General features: G+C 37.1%; 14 protein-coding genes and 23 tRNA genes. 35 read left to right on the top strand and 2 right to left on the bottom strand.

All coding sequences use genetic code 11. The features are described 5' to 3' along the window. Positions 1–13 precede the first annotated feature (13 nt). A complete protein-coding gene (locus JOD82_RS10750) occupies positions 14–229 on the top strand; it encodes a hypothetical protein (protein ID WP_209949224.1) in 216 nt (71 codons plus the stop codon). An 84-nt stretch (positions 230–313) separates the two neighbouring features. Here JOD82_RS10750 and JOD82_RS10745 read toward each other — a convergent pair whose 3' ends face one another. Next, complete coding sequence (locus tag JOD82_RS10745) at positions 314–1456, bottom strand: DNA sulfur modification protein DndB (protein ID WP_209948864.1); 1143 nt, start codon at positions 1454–1456, stop codon at positions 314–316. Positions 1457–1794: 338 nt separating this feature from the next. On the opposite strand from JOD82_RS10745, the gene JOD82_RS10740 reads away from it, so the two are divergent. From JOD82_RS10740 to JOD82_RS10705, 8 genes are all read left to right on the top strand, one after another. Then, on the top strand, positions 1795–3207 hold the full coding sequence (locus JOD82_RS10740) for a hypothetical protein (RefSeq protein WP_209948862.1): 1413 nt from the start codon (positions 1795–1797) through the stop codon (positions 3205–3207). Between the two features lie 154 nt (positions 3208–3361). Then, positions 3362–4111 (top strand): hypothetical protein, encoded by a 750-nt coding sequence (locus tag JOD82_RS10735; protein WP_209948860.1) that lies wholly within the window; start codon positions 3362–3364, stop codon positions 4109–4111. An 886-nt stretch (positions 4112–4997) separates the two neighbouring features. After that, positions 4998–5966, top strand: a complete 969-nt coding sequence (locus JOD82_RS10730; protein ID WP_209948858.1) for a DUF5677 domain-containing protein — start codon at positions 4998–5000, stop codon at positions 5964–5966. A gap of 12 nt (positions 5967–5978) precedes the next feature. Further along, positions 5979–7325, top strand: a complete 1347-nt coding sequence (locus JOD82_RS10725) for a DNA cytosine methyltransferase (RefSeq protein WP_209948856.1) — start codon at positions 5979–5981, stop codon at positions 7323–7325. A 181-nt stretch (positions 7326–7506) separates the two neighbouring features. Then, positions 7507–7911 (top strand): hypothetical protein, encoded by a 405-nt coding sequence (locus tag JOD82_RS10720; protein ID WP_209948854.1) that lies wholly within the window; start codon positions 7507–7509, stop codon positions 7909–7911. Positions 7912–8161: 250 nt separating this feature from the next. Beyond that, positions 8162–8890, top strand: coding sequence for a hypothetical protein (locus JOD82_RS29125; RefSeq protein ID WP_245248981.1), 729 nt, complete (start codon positions 8162–8164; stop codon positions 8888–8890). 719 nt (positions 8891–9609) lie between these two features. Next, positions 9610–10284, top strand: a complete 675-nt coding sequence (locus tag JOD82_RS10710) for a response regulator transcription factor (RefSeq protein ID WP_209948851.1) — start codon at positions 9610–9612, stop codon at positions 10282–10284. Between the two features lie 448 nt (positions 10285–10732). After that, positions 10733–11026, top strand: coding sequence for a hypothetical protein (locus tag JOD82_RS10705; RefSeq protein WP_209948849.1), 294 nt, complete (start codon positions 10733–10735; stop codon positions 11024–11026). Positions 11027–11070: 44 nt separating this feature from the next. Here the strand turns inward: JOD82_RS10705 and JOD82_RS10700 are convergent, their stop codons facing one another. Then, the gene (locus JOD82_RS10700; protein ID WP_209948847.1) at positions 11071–12081 is read right to left on the bottom strand and encodes an ADP-ribosylglycohydrolase family protein; all 1011 of its coding nucleotides are present in this window, start codon (positions 12079–12081) and stop codon (positions 11071–11073) included. Positions 12082–12239: 158 nt separating this feature from the next. Between JOD82_RS10700 and JOD82_RS10695 the strand changes: the two genes are divergently transcribed. The 26 genes from JOD82_RS10695 to JOD82_RS10570 all read left to right on the top strand — a co-directional run bounded on the left by JOD82_RS10695 (position 12240) and on the right by JOD82_RS10570 (position 17087). After that, on the top strand, positions 12240–13109 hold the full coding sequence (locus JOD82_RS10695; protein WP_209948846.1) for an alpha/beta fold hydrolase: 870 nt from the start codon (positions 12240–12242) through the stop codon (positions 13107–13109). Continuing rightward, complete coding sequence (locus JOD82_RS10690) at positions 13109–13351, top strand: hypothetical protein (RefSeq protein WP_245248980.1); 243 nt, start codon at positions 13109–13111, stop codon at positions 13349–13351. The genes JOD82_RS10695 and JOD82_RS10690 overlap by 1 nt, the downstream gene beginning before the upstream one ends. A 386-nt stretch (positions 13352–13737) precedes the next feature. Next, positions 13738–13992 carry a hypothetical protein gene (locus JOD82_RS10685; protein ID WP_209948842.1) on the top strand — a complete coding sequence of 85 codons (255 nt, stop codon included), beginning with the start codon at positions 13738–13740 and terminating at the stop codon, positions 13990–13992. A gap of 535 nt (positions 13993–14527) precedes the next feature. After that, a tRNA-Ser gene (locus tag JOD82_RS10680) sits at positions 14528–14620 on the top strand. A gap of 5 nt (positions 14621–14625) precedes the next feature. Continuing rightward, positions 14626–14700: transfer RNA gene (locus JOD82_RS10675), tRNA-Cys, on the top strand. Positions 14701–14763: 63 nt separating this feature from the next. Continuing rightward, a tRNA-Glu gene (locus tag JOD82_RS10670) sits at positions 14764–14838 on the top strand. A 7-nt stretch (positions 14839–14845) separates the two neighbouring features. Then, a tRNA-Leu gene (locus tag JOD82_RS10665) sits at positions 14846–14922 on the top strand. Between the two features lie 6 nt (positions 14923–14928). Then, positions 14929–15003: transfer RNA gene (locus tag JOD82_RS10660), tRNA-Pro, on the top strand. 101 nt (positions 15004–15104) lie between these two features. Then, a tRNA-Trp gene (locus JOD82_RS10655) sits at positions 15105–15178 on the top strand. An 88-nt stretch (positions 15179–15266) separates the two neighbouring features. After that, positions 15267–15340, top strand: a tRNA-Gln gene (locus tag JOD82_RS10650). Between the two features lie 6 nt (positions 15341–15346). Next, positions 15347–15423 (top strand) — tRNA-His (locus JOD82_RS10645). A 157-nt stretch (positions 15424–15580) separates the two neighbouring features. Then, positions 15581–15654, top strand: a tRNA-Glu gene (locus JOD82_RS10640). A gap of 8 nt (positions 15655–15662) precedes the next feature. Continuing rightward, positions 15663–15736, top strand: a tRNA-Gly gene (locus JOD82_RS10635). A 10-nt stretch (positions 15737–15746) separates the two neighbouring features. Beyond that, positions 15747–15822, top strand: a tRNA-Asn gene (locus JOD82_RS10630). 4 nt (positions 15823–15826) lie between these two features. After that, positions 15827–15915: transfer RNA gene (locus JOD82_RS10625), tRNA-Tyr, on the top strand. 9 nt (positions 15916–15924) lie between these two features. Continuing rightward, positions 15925–15999, top strand: a tRNA-Ile gene (locus tag JOD82_RS10620). An 85-nt stretch (positions 16000–16084) separates the two neighbouring features. Then, positions 16085–16160 (top strand) — tRNA-Ile (locus JOD82_RS10615). 5 nt (positions 16161–16165) lie between these two features. Next, positions 16166–16241: transfer RNA gene (locus JOD82_RS10610), tRNA-Asn, on the top strand. Between the two features lie 4 nt (positions 16242–16245). After that, positions 16246–16319 (top strand) — tRNA-Trp (locus JOD82_RS10605). Positions 16320–16450: 131 nt separating this feature from the next. Next, positions 16451–16527: transfer RNA gene (locus tag JOD82_RS10600), tRNA-Glu, on the top strand. Positions 16528–16532: 5 nt separating this feature from the next. After that, a tRNA-Gly gene (locus JOD82_RS10595) sits at positions 16533–16606 on the top strand. Between the two features lie 56 nt (positions 16607–16662). Then, positions 16663–16735, top strand: a tRNA-Phe gene (locus tag JOD82_RS10590). Positions 16736–16757: 22 nt separating this feature from the next. Further along, a tRNA-Arg gene (locus JOD82_RS10585) sits at positions 16758–16830 on the top strand. A 7-nt stretch (positions 16831–16837) separates the two neighbouring features. Next, a tRNA-Pro gene (locus tag JOD82_RS10580) sits at positions 16838–16912 on the top strand. An 8-nt stretch (positions 16913–16920) separates the two neighbouring features. After that, positions 16921–17005: transfer RNA gene (locus JOD82_RS10575), tRNA-Leu, on the top strand. A gap of 5 nt (positions 17006–17010) precedes the next feature. Then, positions 17011–17087: transfer RNA gene (locus JOD82_RS10570), tRNA-Ile, on the top strand. Positions 17088–17091 lie beyond the last annotated feature (4 nt).

Below are 17091 nucleotides of genomic sequence, written 5' to 3'. Positions count from 1 at the left end.
GGAGCAAACTTCGATGAAAAAAGAAGTAACCAACAGAGGGTTTTCCATTATTCATTTCACTGATTCGAGAGGTGTAAAATGTTCTTTGCAAAAGTCATCATCAGCGACTGAAGACGCGATTTGGTTAGGTGTTGATTACGCATCGACAACTCATATGCATTTAACCAAAGAACAGGCATCAGAAATAATTAAAGTTTTACAGGTATTTGTTGAAACGGGTGATTTGTGATTTAATTTTTCAATTTAGAATCCCAATACATGTAGAAAAGAGGAGTGACATCACTCCTCTTTTTTCATTCATAATGATCATGAGTTAAACGCGAGGTCTACCCATTTTAGGAGAAACAGTTGGCAGGTTTATTTTGTCCGACAAAGACTTGTAAATAGCTTTCGCTCCCCCTTCTCCAGCGGCAAATAAGATCCCGGAATTCCCCTCGGTTGCCCCATACGGAGACCAAGTTGTGATCTTATTTGTCCAGTCGGTTTCTTTGATGGCTTCATAAATAACATCATCCTTGATATTTGCTTTTTGGGCAGCAACAATAAATTTAACAATTCCCTTAAAGGCGTAGCTTCTTTCAAGCAAATACTTACCCTTTACATTCACGTCTTCAGGTAGTGATTCGAAAATTCGATCAAAGACCTCGTTGATTGCCTCTCTATAACTATTATACGTATCTTCAGATAAAGTTTCTTTTTCAGTGTCAATAAGTTCGTGAACAATAAAATAAATCGTCGTTAACAATATGAAATTCTTATTTTTTCGATGAATACTCATTTTATCCATCTCTACACCAAAAGAACTGAGATATTTGTTATGCTCCGCAAGTTCACGCGACAACTTAGAATACAAATCGGTTTGGGCCAAACGAATGGTAGCCGATCGGCTTGGGCGCTGAGCAAGATTATTAAGATCATGAAATAATTGCTTCTCTTCTGTTTCATCAATGCCATTAAAGATGACAATAGGTATAATCATATTTTTAAGCTCATCAAGATCAGCTAAAATGGTATTTCTTTCATTTTCATCTTCAGCTCGATTATACATCGCATTAAGTTCACCAATGGCTTCGTTGATTCCATAAAAGCGATGCTGTCCATCATTGATAGATAGCTTACTATTTTTTGTATCAATAGCCAAACGTTGATCTTCTTCATTATAAAATATGTTTCCTCTTGCTGTAACTGTAATCGAAGAGAAGAAACGCATGATTTTCTTTCTTTTTTTATTGTTTCTAAGATCCCTTAATCCAGAAAGTACGTATCTTTTGATAGAGATTACTTTTCGTTCCGAAACTTCACGTTGCACCTCTGGAAATACACTTAAAAAAGTCATTAAATCTTTAAAAAGAATGACACTGCTAAAGATTTCCCGGCCAAACTGTTTTCCTCGTACGCCGCTAATTGTGGCATAATTGTTGATCTCTAAATTGTGTCTTTCTTCCGTTTTATTCAATTTACATCCACCTTTGCTTCTTTTTTATGTAGTCATCCTTAGTTTACAAAGAAACATTCATTTGTACAATCCAAATAGCTTGAAAAATCTTTAAAAAAAGCAATACAAATAACCGATAATATATTATATGAATTGTACTTATTACATAGATGAGGTGCTATTTAGACTTTTTAAATATCTGCATCTCTGCTACCCTGGGAGGTCGTTGATAATATATCCATGAAATATTAGTAGCTTAGCCCCATTTAGAATATATTTTTCTTGAAATTATCACTTATGTATTATAATCATGTGTAAAAGTATCTATAGCACGAAATACATTTATCTTAGGAGGCATTATGAAAGATTTTATTTTTGAGCAAGAATTACAAAATTTGAGTAACAACATCATTCGAGACTACTTAGCGGAAGTAATCGCTTCCTATAACATGGGACACTACCGCTCGGCGATTGTCTCCTTGTACAATGTAGTTATATACGATTTGATGTTTAAATTGAAAACGTTAGAAGAAGTATATGAGGATAAAAAAGCAGCTAAGATATTAGAAGAGTTGGGTAATAACAATACAAATCAAAGCTATATTCAATGGGAAAAGAAACTGTTCGACCATATTGTCAATGAGACCAATTTATTGGATGAGCATGAACGGAGATTGGTGGAGAGACTAAAAGAGGATCGAAATCATTGTGCCCACCCTGCGATGAAGGATTTCAATATATTTATTCCTAACAAGGATCAAACACGAGCACATCTGAGAAATATGTTTGAAATGATTTTTTTAAGAGACGCATTGTTGGCTAATGAAATCGTAAATCCAATTTTAGAAGACATAAAAGGGTACAACAACACATTTGGTACGAGTATTAATCCTGATCGTTTCGGAAAATATCTAACAAGTAAGTATTACAAAAAACTGAATCAAAAAGTAGAGAAAAAACTCTTTGACACCCTCTGGGCGTTTACCTTTTTAAAACAAGGAGAAGAGTTTGACCAAAACCGTTTCGCTTGTTACTATGCCCTATGTTCATTGGTGGAAATGAGTCCAATGAGATTTTTAGATTATGTGAAAAATGATATCCAATGGTATAGCAAGATTAAAATTAATGACAAAGATGCTTATGATACGAATAGGGATGAATATGCTAAACTAAGAGCTATTGATATAAAAACGATAGAGTCTTCTCAAGCTTTTCTAATTTATTTTTGCAGTAATTTTAAGGAGTTTTATGATGTAATGAAAGAATATTTACAAGAAGCATTAACACATGAGGCAGAGAAAAATATAAATTTATATGTAAGAGCCATTTTTATGTCGAATAGTTTTGCAGATCATTTAAAAGCAATTAATGAATATAAAAATCAGGCATTCAGTGTTTTTGCTGGATCGTTTGGCTTCTACCATTATGAATTAAAAGATACTTCTATTGATCGAGAACAGATAACCTTTCTTTGTAAAGAAGCTGAAGAAAGGAATTGTACTGCATTTTTAGTGGATTTTGTGATTAATTGGATAAATGGTATTTCAAGTTACGATTCCACTTACAAGGTATTCCAAAATATTGTATTTCCTGTATTTAAATACTTCAACAATGATGATATTGATAGAATGGCGCAAACCATGTCCAATAACAGTCAAATTCATGGCGATACAAGAAATAGAAATCAATATATACCTGAGTTAAAAAATAAAATAATAGAAACCATCGGTCCTGATTTTCCTTTCGATAATTATTACGTATTTACAAAATAGATCTTTTGATCAAACACTTGAAATGAAATTTATAGGAATAACCATAGCTGATCTTTCAATGGATCGGCTTTTTTAACTCAATTATAATACATAGTTTCTATGAGTAAAAAATACCTGCTTTGCGAGTGATATGTATTAATAAGGAGAGGTATACGTGAGATATCAAATAATAAAAAGGTTGAAAAATTTTATTTACGAACAATTGAGGGATATGAAATTATACCTATATCCACTTCAAATCCAATTAGATGATATACGTTATGTAAGAGTTGTGAGGATTGCAAATGAGGGGTTCAACATCAAACCTTTCAAGGATATGGACATATTTAATCATTCAGGCGGTTTTATTCGAATTAAAATTAATACATTGGATGAACATTACGAAACTATCGATGAAAAGCAGATTATAGAAGCAGATCATCAAAATTTCTTAATGAAAGGCTGCCATTGTTTTATGTATAAATTTAATGCAAATCAAGCTAAAAAGGGAGGAAACTTACCTTTTAGAGTTCATCATAAGGCGAACATTGCTTATTTGCCAGAAAATGAATGGGTCTGGGTGAGTAATTGCACTCCTACCTTTACTCGTTATGTTGGTGAAATTACACATGTAGTAGAAGATCCGTTAACAAGTAAACCATATACTTTTACGAAGCGATACTCGAACAAGTTGGACTGGGTCAAAATGAGGGCTTATATAGCAATTCAAAGAACGGACGAACATCTAAAAACAAACGACACCGTTCAGGAAGCCATTAGTGAATTTTATTTAACGAAGAATCAAATGAATCAGGTTGTATTTTTAAATAAAATGCAATTGCTATCTTATTACTATTTAAAAATGAAAGAGGGTTTACTGAAATACTTTCCTGAAAGAGTAAGGCGTTACTTTGGTGAAATGTAAATCGCTTGAGTACGGATACGCATGTTTAACCCATTGCGAAAAGAATGCCTGGGGGCTTTGTTTGATTATCGCTCATAAATAATACATAGAATAAATTAGGATTAAAAAGGATGATCGTATTCAAATTATTGAAGGAGTGATGAAGTATGAATAAAGATGTATTGCAAACAGCAAAAATGTCCATTAAAGTTGACTCGAAACTTATAATTGGAATCAATAGATCACTGAATAGTCGTTCAGAAAGTAATGCCGAGTTGTGTTTTGAGTTGCGGTAGTCAATTGGACGAATGCTGTAAAAATAATGTGATCCAAGACAGCAAGAAAGCGACTATATACGGGTATCTTTGCTGTAGCTGTAAATCCGAAAATGAAGCATTAGATAAGGATTTAACCAATGACTTCAATGAATAGAGAGGATAAATTTTTTTTGTACAGATGGAGTATTTACGCCAAAACCCTATTATATAGAAGAGATTAAACTCATGGAACGGAGGTCAACTACAAGTTAATGTGAGAGGTCGTTTAATCGGTTATCAAGAAACGGAAACGGAGGCCGAGGCGATTACATTTCACTTCAATTTTCGTGAGTTTGAGTCTATTAATGTCCCTATGATGTCACCATTGTATTACGATGATAAAGGGATTCCTTGTAGACGAGCAATCGATACTCCACACTATCCAAAGAATGGATTTGGAGTGTTTTCTGTTCAATTTCAGTTAAATACTCGGCAGTATGATCTTTTTATTTAAAATAACGTTTTTACCATTAGGTCATGTATAATAAAATAAGATCGCTGTTAAATTGAGAAAAAGGGGTCATATCTTGCAATACTGCTTTTTTGGGTCAGGAAATACTTAATAAGTAACAGAAAGGGTGAATGAAATTTTGAATATACAAAGACACCTTTTAGACTATAAAACAGAAAAGAATCTAAATGAACTGGGAGATATGGTTGTATTTATAGAGAATATGATGGAAGAATGTATGAATCAAATAGATGGAAACGTTCCGAATGAGGTTGTTATCCCTATGCTAATTCATCGCCATCTATTGCAAAAAGCCGATTCAATCCATGCTAATATAGATGTAGGTACAGAGGATGCTTCCAAAGCCATTATGAGGACTCTTATTGAAAACTATATCTACTTAGCTTACATTTTACATAGCAAAACGGATGAAAAATCAAAAGCATATTATCTCGGTTGGTATAAATCACTAAAAGCAGAATTACTAAAATTTAAGTCAGATCACAAAAAATCGCCAATTATTAATTCATTCCTCGGGGGAGAGCTTGATCATTTGTTCCCTGGTGAAAGTGTTCAAGTGGAGATCGATTGGGTCGACAAGAAAATCAAAGCACCTTGGTTGAAAGAGATAAACAAAAAATGGAATAAAGTACAGAGAAGAACGAATCGATCATTTATCAATTGGCATGCTCTATTTGGTCATCCTAAGATTCGGCATGTTGCAGTATCTGTTGGCATGGAGGCTGAGTACGAGACGTTGTACTCCATTTACTCTCAAGAAACACACTCTACAAATGCAATGAGGTTGTTAGAACATCGAGATGGCATCAGTTATTTCAAACCTTTACGAGCATATGAAGACCCGGATACCATCATATCAATGGCTTCAACTTACTTGTGGAGAGCTACGGATTTAACTCTTAAAAAGTTATTCCCTGAAAAACAATCAGCCTTCCACCTATACTCTATAAACAAACAGGGGAGACTGCATGACGAAGAAGAAAAAGAAGCCTTGCAAAGGCTTCTTTTTTTATTGAATAAATATAAATGCCTTCTCTTAAAATATGAGGAACATAATGTCATAGGAATCTGTTTTGATATATTTTGAGGAGGAAATCATATGTCTACACGACAAGTTATTCATCAATTTAATGGGAAGATGACTTACAATGGGCAACGTATCTATATCGATAAAGCAACTTTGGAAAGCGCAGGCTTTAAACCAGGCACTAAATTTCAAACTATAACGGATCCATCTGAGCATACTGTAGAGTTTTTGGTGGATGCTGAAGGTTCTAATACCGTTTCGAAAAAAAACAAAAAGAATGGATGTATTCCTGTCATTGATCGTCAGGGGAAGGATATACGAGAAGCATTAGAAGATTGCGCCCAGATCAAAGTAACCTTTATTCAAGACCGGGTCATTATTGAGGGAATTAAGCAAACAGCTAAGGTTCGCTCTAAGGCGAAGTCAGATTCAAACCAGTTGAGAACCATAAGCTTTTGTGCTGGAGCTGGTATCAGTTCTGAATGCATGAAAAAAGCTGGATTTGAGGAAGTTGCAGCCGTTGAGTGGAATCCGAAAGAGGGAAGCGAGGATAAATTCTCTGGCATTTATCTCGAAAATCATCCCGAATCGGTTATGTTCAACATTCCCATGCAGCAACTCAAGGCAAGTGATTTGCCACATGCGGAAGTGTGGTTGGCAACTCTCGATTGTTCGGATTTTTCAAAAGCTTCTAATGGAACTAAAAAAGAGTACCATACGATGCATCTGTTCATGCACTTGATGCGTTTATTTTGGGAAAAGCCCATTCAAGAAAGACCTTTAGCTATCCTAATTGAAAATGTTACGGAATTTGAGAAAGTTGCAGGTGTGAGCTTGGAATTGTGTTTTAGAGAAGAAGGGTATCATGTATGTAAAGCTAAACTAAACAGCCTTGATTATGGAAGCCGAACGAAACGTGAACGATTCTTTATGGTAGCGAGTGTGTACCCAGGTTTTCAATTCCCTGAAAAGCTGGGTGTAAAACAAACATCAATCGCAGAAGCAGGTATCATATCTCCAGATGAATTGGAATGGATATCACCTGAAGAGAGCGGTACACTTCGGTATTTTCTCGAACGGGAATCCAAAGGCATTTCACACAATCACTATATGACAGTCTTTGATATTACAAAAGATGCCTACTTGGGTACAATTACAAAAAATCATTTCAAAATCCAGCCTGAAAACTGGATCAAACACCCTACAGAAGAAAATAAATATGCATATTTAAAAGGAGAACAAATTAGAGCTCTCCACCACATTGATAAGCACTATTACTTGGGGGACAGCAATAAAATGGTTGTAGAATGTATTGGACAATCGGTTTGTACTCAAACATTTACAGCTATCGCAGAATCACTCTTTACATTTCTATATGAACAGATTGTAAACCACGTGAATTCGAACAAAATAGCATAAGAACAAAAAGGAGTGATTATGATAATCGCTCCTTTTTTAATTGTTTATAGTCAAAAAATACTGCAAAATATACTATAAGTAATAAAAACACTTGATTTGCAAGTATCAATACATCCTTTACCGTGTATAGCATTGGAAAATTCATTATATAAAGGTATCTTACAAGATTGGAGAGAAATATATGGATTATTATATGGAAGATCGTAATGTAATCAACCGTTTGATTCGTGAATGGACTCAATATGGGAGGCTGGTCATAGCTTATGACTTTGACAATACCGTATTTGATTATCATGGGGAAGGTCACTCTTATGAAAACGTGGTGAAGCTATTAAGAGACTGTAAGGAAGAGGGGGCATATCTAATTGTGTTTACTTCCCGCAGTGAAGAAGAGCTTCCTTTTGTTTGCAGCTATCTGAATGACAATGAGATTCCTTATGACTCCATTAATGAGCAGCCACCTTTCTTGGACTTTAAGGGACGGAAAATATATTACAATGTACTGCTTGATGATCGAGCAGGTCTTCATTCTTCCTTTTCATCATTGAGTGCAACACTACAGTACATTCAACAAAGGAAAACATAAACGATGTAATCTTCATGCTGCTATTGCATATTATCCGACATGTTAAATAATAAAACAAAAATAACAACCGAAAAAATGATATTCTACGATGTTTCAGGCAACTGTCAACCATATTTTTTGGTCGAGCAAGTAAGGGGATGCGAATGTTTCTTTTTACGTAAAAGCTTGTAACTCCACACAGGGTTTGCTTCACAACGCACACAGCCTTATAATGATCCCATGATGAGATGCAAGCTAAAGGAGAAACTCGATGTTTGACTTAAAAATACCCAGAGAAAAGGCTTTTTTTCGTATGCTTGGAAATGTAGAAACTTTATATTTCTTAGCAAAAGAAGTTGATTATAGTCATCACCTTCAATCCGCATTTGAAATCCCATTTCGAACAGCATTAACACAGTTACACACTATTGCAAATTCCAAGCTTCCAAAACAAAATGAATCGATTCAGAATGTCTATTACAATGAGGCTCTGATAAAAATAGAACAATGGATACAAACAGGAGGAAGCACAGAAAACGGAGATGAGGAACAGTCTCCAGGCTTTTTAGCATTGTATGAATATTTTCAGCATGGATTTGGGATGAGTGACAAACTGTGTGCAATCGAAACAGCAAGTTCACACTCCAACACGAGATTAAATATCATCGGAGCCAATTTCCGTTTATACACGGAATTAAAACAGTTAGAACGAGAACTACAGCGTCATTCTATATTCTATGAGGTAGAACTACCATTTCGAAATGTTGTTCTTGATTCTGTTTTGTGTTGGATGTGGATTGAGAACAAACACTATAAGTGGAGCGAAAACATTAAGAGTGAGATTACAGAACTCTTATTTGAAAATAGTCTTGAGTTTTTCACCAATAGTGTTGGTTTTTTACCAACCTTTGATTATCAAGAGATCATTTTCTTGGAGATCGCAGTTGAATTTATAAGGATAGCGGATGAGTTAACCTTGGAGTACCGCTATAGCCCTTGACTTATAGAGCCGGGAATTATAAAATCTTATCTCCACACAGAAGACTTCTTTTCTTTAGTATGAAAAGAGGTTTTTTTGATTCTCTCTAAATTTAGGGATCGTCTGTCAGCTCAGAATTAAAACTCTTAAAGACTTGTGCTAAGGCTGAAGTTATGATTACATCTTGAAACGGAGTAACATTAAATCTCGTAACAATTAAAAGTACATCTCTCAAACAGCCACGATTAAGGTGGGGGGAGACTTTCAGAGTAGGTTTCTTACCTCATCATTTAGGCACGAAACGTATAAAGCTAAAAAGATTCCATTGCCCCTAAAGTACGCGAAGCAAAAAAATTGAAACCTTGGATCAGGCGGTATCGTATGGCTTATTATGGTATTAAATCAAAACAAACTCTGGTAGATGAATTCTATACTAAAGGAAGAAGATTAGAATTAAACTTTTCTGTTGATGATTGAAATATCTATGTGTGATGCACGTAAAAGAGGTTTTTAAATATTTTTGCAAAGAATATCCGATTGTGAAAGGACACATCACTTGGCTTTCAAAGTAATGAGGTTCTCTTAAACTGGAGATATTCTGTCAATCCTTTAAAAGAAAGCTGAATCGTATCCATAAGATGTAAGATTATGAGGTCTTTACATAAAGTTTTTTTGCATAAATACCGATATATAGAAAAAAGACCGAAAAACGAAGTCGTAAAGGGTTTGGAGGGAATACATTGAATGCAACAGTTAAAAAGATACAGGTCATGTTAGTAGAAGATGATGAAGATAGCTTTGTCATGGTTGAACAAGCTTTAAAGAAAGAAGCTGACCTTCTTCTAACAGGGCATGCCAAAGATAAGCAATCGGCTTTGGAATTGGCAAAGAATCTAAATCCCGACGTCGTAGTTTGTGATATTAACCTTACGCCAAAGGATGATCAATTTGGTGTGGATGTGGCTATAGAGTTATCTTTGATGATGCCTAACATAAAAATTATTATGTTAAGTGGATTTATTAATGAAGATACAATCCGAAGCACAATGGGGATAGGAGCAGCGTGTAACTATATATTAAAATCAGATCCTGAAAAACTTACTGAGGCCATTCGGGATGCATACAACAATATCCCAAACCTTGATGCAATCATTGTCGGATATATCATGAAAGATTACCGGGAGAGCCTTAAATCAACAATGGCAAAGCTGACTCCCCATCATATCAAGATTTTGGAGCTATTTTATAGAGGCTACTCGGTAGAAAACGTAGCCGAGATTTTAAGCTTGGAAGTGCAATCCGTACGAAACTTGAGGCAAGAAATTGCAAAGCGCTGTTTGGGATGGAAATGGAGGCTTCGCAAATTGACAAGCATGGAATTAGCGCAACGAGCTAAAAAACTGGGTATATTTTAAAGGTTTGACAACCCCACTGTTTTATTGATCTCTTACACGAAAGCAGGGTGAAAAAACCTATATCACTTGCCGCTAAAAATAGATCTACTCTCATTATAATGTTTGTAGTCAACTTTAACCATACTGCTTTTTTAGAGTATAAGTTAATTTAACTATAGGATGATAAGTCTATAGATCTAATTGGCTAACAGGGGATATACCGTCATTTCTAATTCCAAACCTTAAAAAATAATTTATTATGGTTGTAATGCGTATTCATTTGGATCAATAAAAACGAGAAGTGAACTGTATTGAGGTTTCAATAGGTATAAAGTAGCTATTTTTCACTTGGTCGAGCGATTTACTTGATATAGTTCGAAAAACCTAATATACTATAGACTATAGTCAACGTGATCGAGAGATATTTAAATACTCCACAACTCATTATAATTGAAACGGGGAATCATGAATGAAGCTTGCATTTTACAAGAAAAATGAACTGGAACAAATCTTAACTAAAATTTTTCAAAACGAAGCAAGTAACATAAATTGTCAAGTGAGTTGTTCGGAGGAATTGGACATGGATACAATAGAAGTTTATGAGAACGATTCGCTTTTGAAAGTGATTGACATTGAAGAAGCATATGATCAAATCGAAAAACATATTGGAGAAAAATTTACACATCACGATGTGATTGAAGTTGGTGATTTTGGCGAAGGATTTGCTTTTTTCATTCCTAAAAAGACAAGCAAAGCAGCCTAAATTCATAGTTTAATCAAGCCTCTATAAAAGAGGCTTTTTTGTTGTCAAGTAGACGACGGGGCTTGAGTTGAAAGTTGATTGTAAAATAACAGGCATAGATCTTGAATCTCGTCATGTCGCGCGAGTCGGTTAACCCATTTTGGGGGTATGTTTTGCAAACCATAATAAATTCCAGCTAAACCACCTGATAAAGCTCCAATCGTGTCTGTATCTTCTCCCAAATTCACAGCGAGCAGTACCGTGTCTTCAAAGGAGTGACCCTTCAAAAAGCACCACAAACTCGCTTCCAGTGTATCTATGACATAGCCGGTACTTTTAATCTGATCCCGTGGATATTCGGAAATATCATCTTTTAAGATACGATGAAAGCAATCGAATTCATTCATAGCTACACGTTCTTTATAATGCTCATACATACTCCATTTTGCTTTTTGATATGAATCTAAAGGTGTGAGTCCCTTCAGAAGATGAATGGCAATTTCAACATATAAACTACAAGCAAGTTTAGAGCGGATATGCGCATGAGTGATTCCTGAGACTTCTTCAATGATTGAAAATTTTTCCTTCTCATTGATGTCCTTTAAGTAAAAGGCAAGGGGGAGTACGCGCATAAGCGATCCATTGCCGTTGCTCATTTCTCCAGCAGCTCCTGTTTCTGCTTCATGAGCCAAGACTCCCGATTTGATTCTGGATAACACTTTAAAGGTGGAGGCTCCCATATCAAAAGGCAGTTTACCGTCAGGCGTCCAATGCCCATAATAATACCATTTGACGAAAATCTGTTTTAGTTGTTCGCAATTGTATCCATGGATAAGGTTTTCGATCAAGCATAACGTCATGGAGGTATCATCTGACCAAGTTCCAACAGGTTGATTGTGCGTACCAAAACCAATCATTTCGACAATAGGGGTGTAAGAATCTCTTTTTTTAAATTCCACAGGAACGCCTAAAGCATCCCCTACAGCAAACCCCATTACGCCTCCAAGCAATTGCTCGTACAGTAATGATCTTGGTTGTTTACTGGATATAAATCTTTTTTTAAACAAACCAAACACGTAAATCCCTCCCTCTTTCAATGTCTTGTATATTATTAAAAATGAGGTTGTTTCACACGGATTGTTTGCCGAATCATGTTCGAGAATCATTATAAGATCCTTCTTTGGTGTTTAAAATACATCACAATAAACACGAAACTGAAGGAGATGGCCTATAGATGAAAACACATGAATTATTACATCAAGAAGACATGGTATGGGTTAACGAACAAGGGATTGCATATACCTTAACGACAGCAGGTAAGGTTCGCCATGCAAGTGCCACCACATTTTTATTGGTTCATGGTGCCATGATGAATTCTCTTACAACGGCTGAACTTGCCAAGGAATTAGCAGTAGAATACCCAGCAGGTATGGTTTGTCAGGTTGATTTACCTGGGCATGGTCATTCGATCGGCAAATCACTACAATCGATTTCCGATATTGCGAGCGTACTAAAGCTGTTTATTACCGATATGACTACGAAAGGTCTTTTCACAGAGAACCTTGTCTTAGTGGGGCACTCGATGGGTGGGTCCATTTGTATGCAATTGATGCTGGATGGGGTAAAGGCGAAACAATTGATTCTATTAAGTAGCGCTCCTGAATGGAAAAGCATGATTCCTTTAAGTGAAATTCCTAATCTTCAAGGAGTCATGCAGGATACATTTGAGTACATGATGATGGAGGACTTTAAGATTAACATTTCTCCTGAGGAACAAAGCAAACTGAACACTCTGATTCCGAGAATGATGGCTTCCTCTCAAGCAAGCATTTATGATCTTCAGGCGATGGTTAAATTCGATCTGAAAGAACAGATTGTCGGGATCAATGTGCCTGTACTTGTTGTTTATGGAGATAACGACTCAACAGCAGCTCTTGAGAATCAAAATTTTATGATTAACACGTTTACAAATGTTTCGAACACAAAGATTGCTGGCGCTACCCATACAACAGTCATTAAAAATGTGATAGAAGTTTTATCTGCAATTAAACAATTTCTTGAACGGTTTAGTGTATCAAATCAATATATACCGGAGGATTTATGATGAGATTGGCACTGACAAGTGAAAATTTAATAGCTGCGGCTAAAAAAGCACAAACTTCTGGATTAACAATCTATATTGTAAAAAGTAAAGAAGGGAATAAAATCGATTTAAGAGACTATACCCCAATAATAGATGCTGAAAAGGTGCAGACTGATTCAGAAGTTGTTATCCTTATTCCTTTTAAGAGTGTACTTGAGAATACACGCACTTTGGTTCCTATCTATGTGAGTGAATATCAATAATTTTCGTCATGATGATATCAAGAAATAAGCATCACGTACTTTCGTAAGAAGAAAAAGTTAAATCCAACAAATCGGAGAAATGTTCAATTTCAAGCTTAAATTTCGAGGATGAATTTCGGAATGAAAAGTTGAAAAAATCGATGAAAAATATTCGAAAATCAAAGATGGTAAAACCTTGAAAAACCCTGTAGCCACGCGGATTTTAGAGGTACGACAACATAATTTTGGAAAAGTCGTTGACTATAATCAATAAGCATGGTAATATTACCTCATCAGATAACACCGAGCGACCTTGAACAAGGGTCAAACAACTCGATGGAATAATATCGAAATAAGCTGTATATGATGAATGACCATAACAAATTTGAAAGCGGAGGTGGAGAGACATGTTGAACACAATGATGGGGAAAGAGCAGTTTAGTCAGTCAGTATCAACGATAAATGGCATTTGCCCGATACATGCAACATGGCTTACACCAGAAGCTAACTATGATAGTAAACCTGAACTAAGAAGTTTTTATGTATATGAACAATTTTTAGGGTGGTATAACTCTAAAAGATTGGGTCGTTTTATTGAAGGTATATCCATATCTTTATTGCATCCAAAATTCTTTTCGACTTTTCGGAGTGCAATGACATAGGCGTATATTTTCGGCGTATCCTAAATGGCTACGAAAAGCACCCGATCTAAGGAATCTTACGAGATTTTCTTGCTGGGTGCTTTTTTGTAGCCATTTTTAATACCAATTAAGAACCAATCGTTCATGTAACTTGTAATCTTTCGAACAAAATCAAAAATAAATGGAGGTGAAACCTGTATGAATAACGCGAGCATAGCAAATTCAACACTACATCAATTCAAAATTCAGTCCGTGGGCAGATTAAGCCTGCTTATTCAAACATGGATTTTACCTCAAAATCAATTTGATTTTAGTCGGTGGGAGGAATGCCAGTCTTATTTGAGCATATCAAAAATGTCGTTTTGGGGAGGGCTTTATCCGAAAACAAGGGTTGTCTTATCGAAAATATATTTATATACCAGTCTTCTCAAAGGGGTAAACCCAAGAAGAAGAGAAGGCTTATATAAGTGAATTTTCATTGTAGCTAAAGAAGGCTGCAAATAAGACACCCATCGAAAAGATTGGGTGTTTTTTTTATAGGATTTTTCAAGAAAATGGATAGGTACTCAAGTGGTTAAGAGAATCCCCTGCTAAGGGATTAGGCGATCTAAACAATCGTGCGAGGGTTCGAATCCCTTCCTATCCGCCATATATGGGTGAGTAGCCAAGTGGTTAAGGCTGTTGACTGCAAATCTTCGATCGGTGGTTCGATTCCACTCTCGCCCTCCAATAAACAATAAAGAAAGGGGTGATTCGTATGGAACCTGGTGAGGAAAAAACGAAAATGAATTTCGCCTGTTGGACAATGGGTTAAGTCACCAGACTTTCAATCTGGCGTAACGGGTTCGAGTCCCGTACAGGCGACCATTAATATGCGGTTATGATGGAATTGGCAGACATACTTGCCTAAGAAGCAAGGTCTTGAGGGTTCAAGTCCCTCTATCCGCACCACATTATAGGGATGTAGTTCAGTGGAAGAACGCTTGCCTTGGGAGCAAGATGTCGTAAGTTCGATTCTTACCATTCCTACCAATCATTTGTTGAGGCGGCTACGACGGCGGAGTAGCGATGGGCTGTAACCCCATTACGTAAGATACGCAGAGAGTTCGAATCTCTCCCTCTTCACCAAATTTAGAGGTATCGTCCAATGGTAGGACTGCGGCTTCCAAACCCGTCAATCAGGGTTCAAATCCTTGTGCCTCTGCCAAATATGCTCCTTATTGCTCAGACAGGAGTGAGCACACGCATATAAGGCGTGATATCGCTGGTTCGAATCCAGGAGGGAGTACAAAAATAGGGGATTCGTTTAGTGGTAAGACATCACCCTTTGAAGGTGATTACGTAGGTTCGATTCCTGCATCCCCTTCCAATTATGGTGGTTGTGATGAAATGGCTAACATGTTGCACTGTGAATGCAATACGTGTCGGGTTCGATTCCCACCAACCACCCCAAATATTGTTCCGTAGCTCAATCGGGAGAGTGCTTGCTTGTCACGCAAGAGGTAGCGAGATCGAAACTCGTCGGAACCGCCAATCTAAACTAAAAATGAATCAGAAAGGATTTAATCATATGCAAGAGAGTGACGAGATCGTTTTAGAAATGTAATGTGGCACTGTTGACAAATTGGCTAAGTCACCAGACTTTCAATCTGGTCAGTGCGGGTTCGAGCCCCGTCAGTGTCATTATATATGCGGTTGTAGTTTAATGGTAGAACGCTTGCCTTCCAAGCAAGTCGTGAGGGTTCGATTCCCTTCATCCGCTCCAAAAAAAATATTGTCTCGTAGCTCAGAGGTAGTAGCAACTAACTGTTAATTAGAAGGTCGTAGGTTCGATCCCTACCGAGACAGCCAATATGGGCAAGCGGTCACGAAGGCGGAGTGGCACCAGACTGTAAATCTGGCACATAAGAAACGCAGGGGGTTCGAATCCCTCCTTGCCCACCACAACATTTTGCTCCTTTAACTCAGCCTGGTTAGAGCAAACGTCTTATATGCGAGAGGTCGCTGGTTCGAATCCAGCAAGGAGTATCAACATAGGGGATTCGTTTAGTGGTAAGACACAACACTTTGAATGTTGTAACGTAGGTTCAATTCCTGCATCCCCCACCATTATGGATCTTTAGCTCAGTAGGTAGAGCGTGCGGCTCATAACCGCTTGGTCACAGGTTCGACTCCTGTAAGATCCACCATATATTGATGTGTAGCTCAGAGGTAGTAGCACCCGACTGTTAATCGGGAAGTCGTAGGTTCGATCCCTACCACGTCAGCCAATATGGGGCAATAGTTTAACGGTAGAACAACGGCTTCCAACCCCGTTGGTGTGGGTTCAATTCCTGCTTGCCCTGCCAAAAACTTTTAAACATTTAGATCATTAATTTTAACATATTTTTTAACAAAAGCTACAGCCAAAGAAAGGAAGTGTTTTGTATGCGAGAGGGCGATGAGATAGGTGAAGAAGATATGGATAAAAATATCATGTGGCTCCGTTGACAAACTGGTTAAGTCACCAGACTTTCAATCTGGTCAGTGCAGGTTCGAGTCCTGTCGGAGTCGCCATATATGCGGATGTAGTTCAAAGGTAGAACACCAGCTTGCCAGGTTGGTGGTGAGAGTTCGATTCCCTTCGTCCGCCCCATAATTACTGTAGCATTCGTCTCATTTGTATGGGGAGTGCCAGAAGCTACAACATAACGGCTCGTAGCTCAGTAGGTAGAGCTTTGGTTTGAAGTACCAAGAGTCGGGGGTTCAAATCCCTCCGAGCCGATTTTAACAAATAGAATTATTATGCGTCTTTAGCTCAGTGGACAGAGTGCTTGGTTTCGATCCAAGTTGTCGGGAGTTCGAATCTCTCAAGGCGCATCATTTACTGGACTTAGCTCAGCTTGGTTAGAGTACGTGCCGTGGTAGCACGGGGTCGTTGGTTCAAATCCAGCAGTTCAGATCAAATATGCATGTATGATTGGAATGGCAGACATGACCGTTTCAAAAACGGTTGCCGTAAGGCGTGAGGGTTCAAGTCCCTCTACATGCACCAAATATACTGAATTAGCTCAGTTGGTTAGAGTATCCCTCTGATAAGGGGAAGGTCAGTGGTTCGAGTCCGCTATTCAGTACCAAATA

Origin of the sequence: Paenibacillus sp. 1182 (genome assembly GCF_017833915.1) — a bacterium.
Taxonomy (GTDB): Bacteria; Bacillota; Bacilli; order Paenibacillales; family Paenibacillaceae; genus Paenibacillus; species Paenibacillus polymyxa_D.
This window is presented reverse-complemented; position numbering and strand designations above follow the sequence as displayed.

Coding starts and splice junctions, on each gene's coding strand:
- JOD82_RS10750 (WP_209949224.1), top strand. CDS start 14: ATGAAAAAAGAAGTAACCAACAGAGGGTTTTCCATTATTCATTTCACT.
- JOD82_RS10740 (WP_209948862.1), top strand. CDS start 1,795: ATGAAAGATTTTATTTTTGAGCAAGAATTACAAAATTTGAGTAACAAC.
- JOD82_RS10725 (WP_209948856.1), top strand. CDS start 5,979: ATGTCTACACGACAAGTTATTCATCAATTTAATGGGAAGATGACTTAC.
- JOD82_RS10720 (WP_209948854.1), top strand. CDS start 7,507: ATGGATTATTATATGGAAGATCGTAATGTAATCAACCGTTTGATTCGT.
- JOD82_RS29125 (WP_245248981.1), top strand. CDS start 8,162: ATGTTTGACTTAAAAATACCCAGAGAAAAGGCTTTTTTTCGTATGCTT.
- JOD82_RS10705 (WP_209948849.1), top strand. CDS start 10,733: ATGAAGCTTGCATTTTACAAGAAAAATGAACTGGAACAAATCTTAACT.
- JOD82_RS10695 (WP_209948846.1), top strand. CDS start 12,240: ATGAAAACACATGAATTATTACATCAAGAAGACATGGTATGGGTTAAC.
- JOD82_RS10690 (WP_245248980.1), top strand. CDS start 13,109: ATGAGATTGGCACTGACAAGTGAAAATTTAATAGCTGCGGCTAAAAAA.
- JOD82_RS10685 (WP_209948842.1), top strand. CDS start 13,738: ATGTTGAACACAATGATGGGGAAAGAGCAGTTTAGTCAGTCAGTATCA.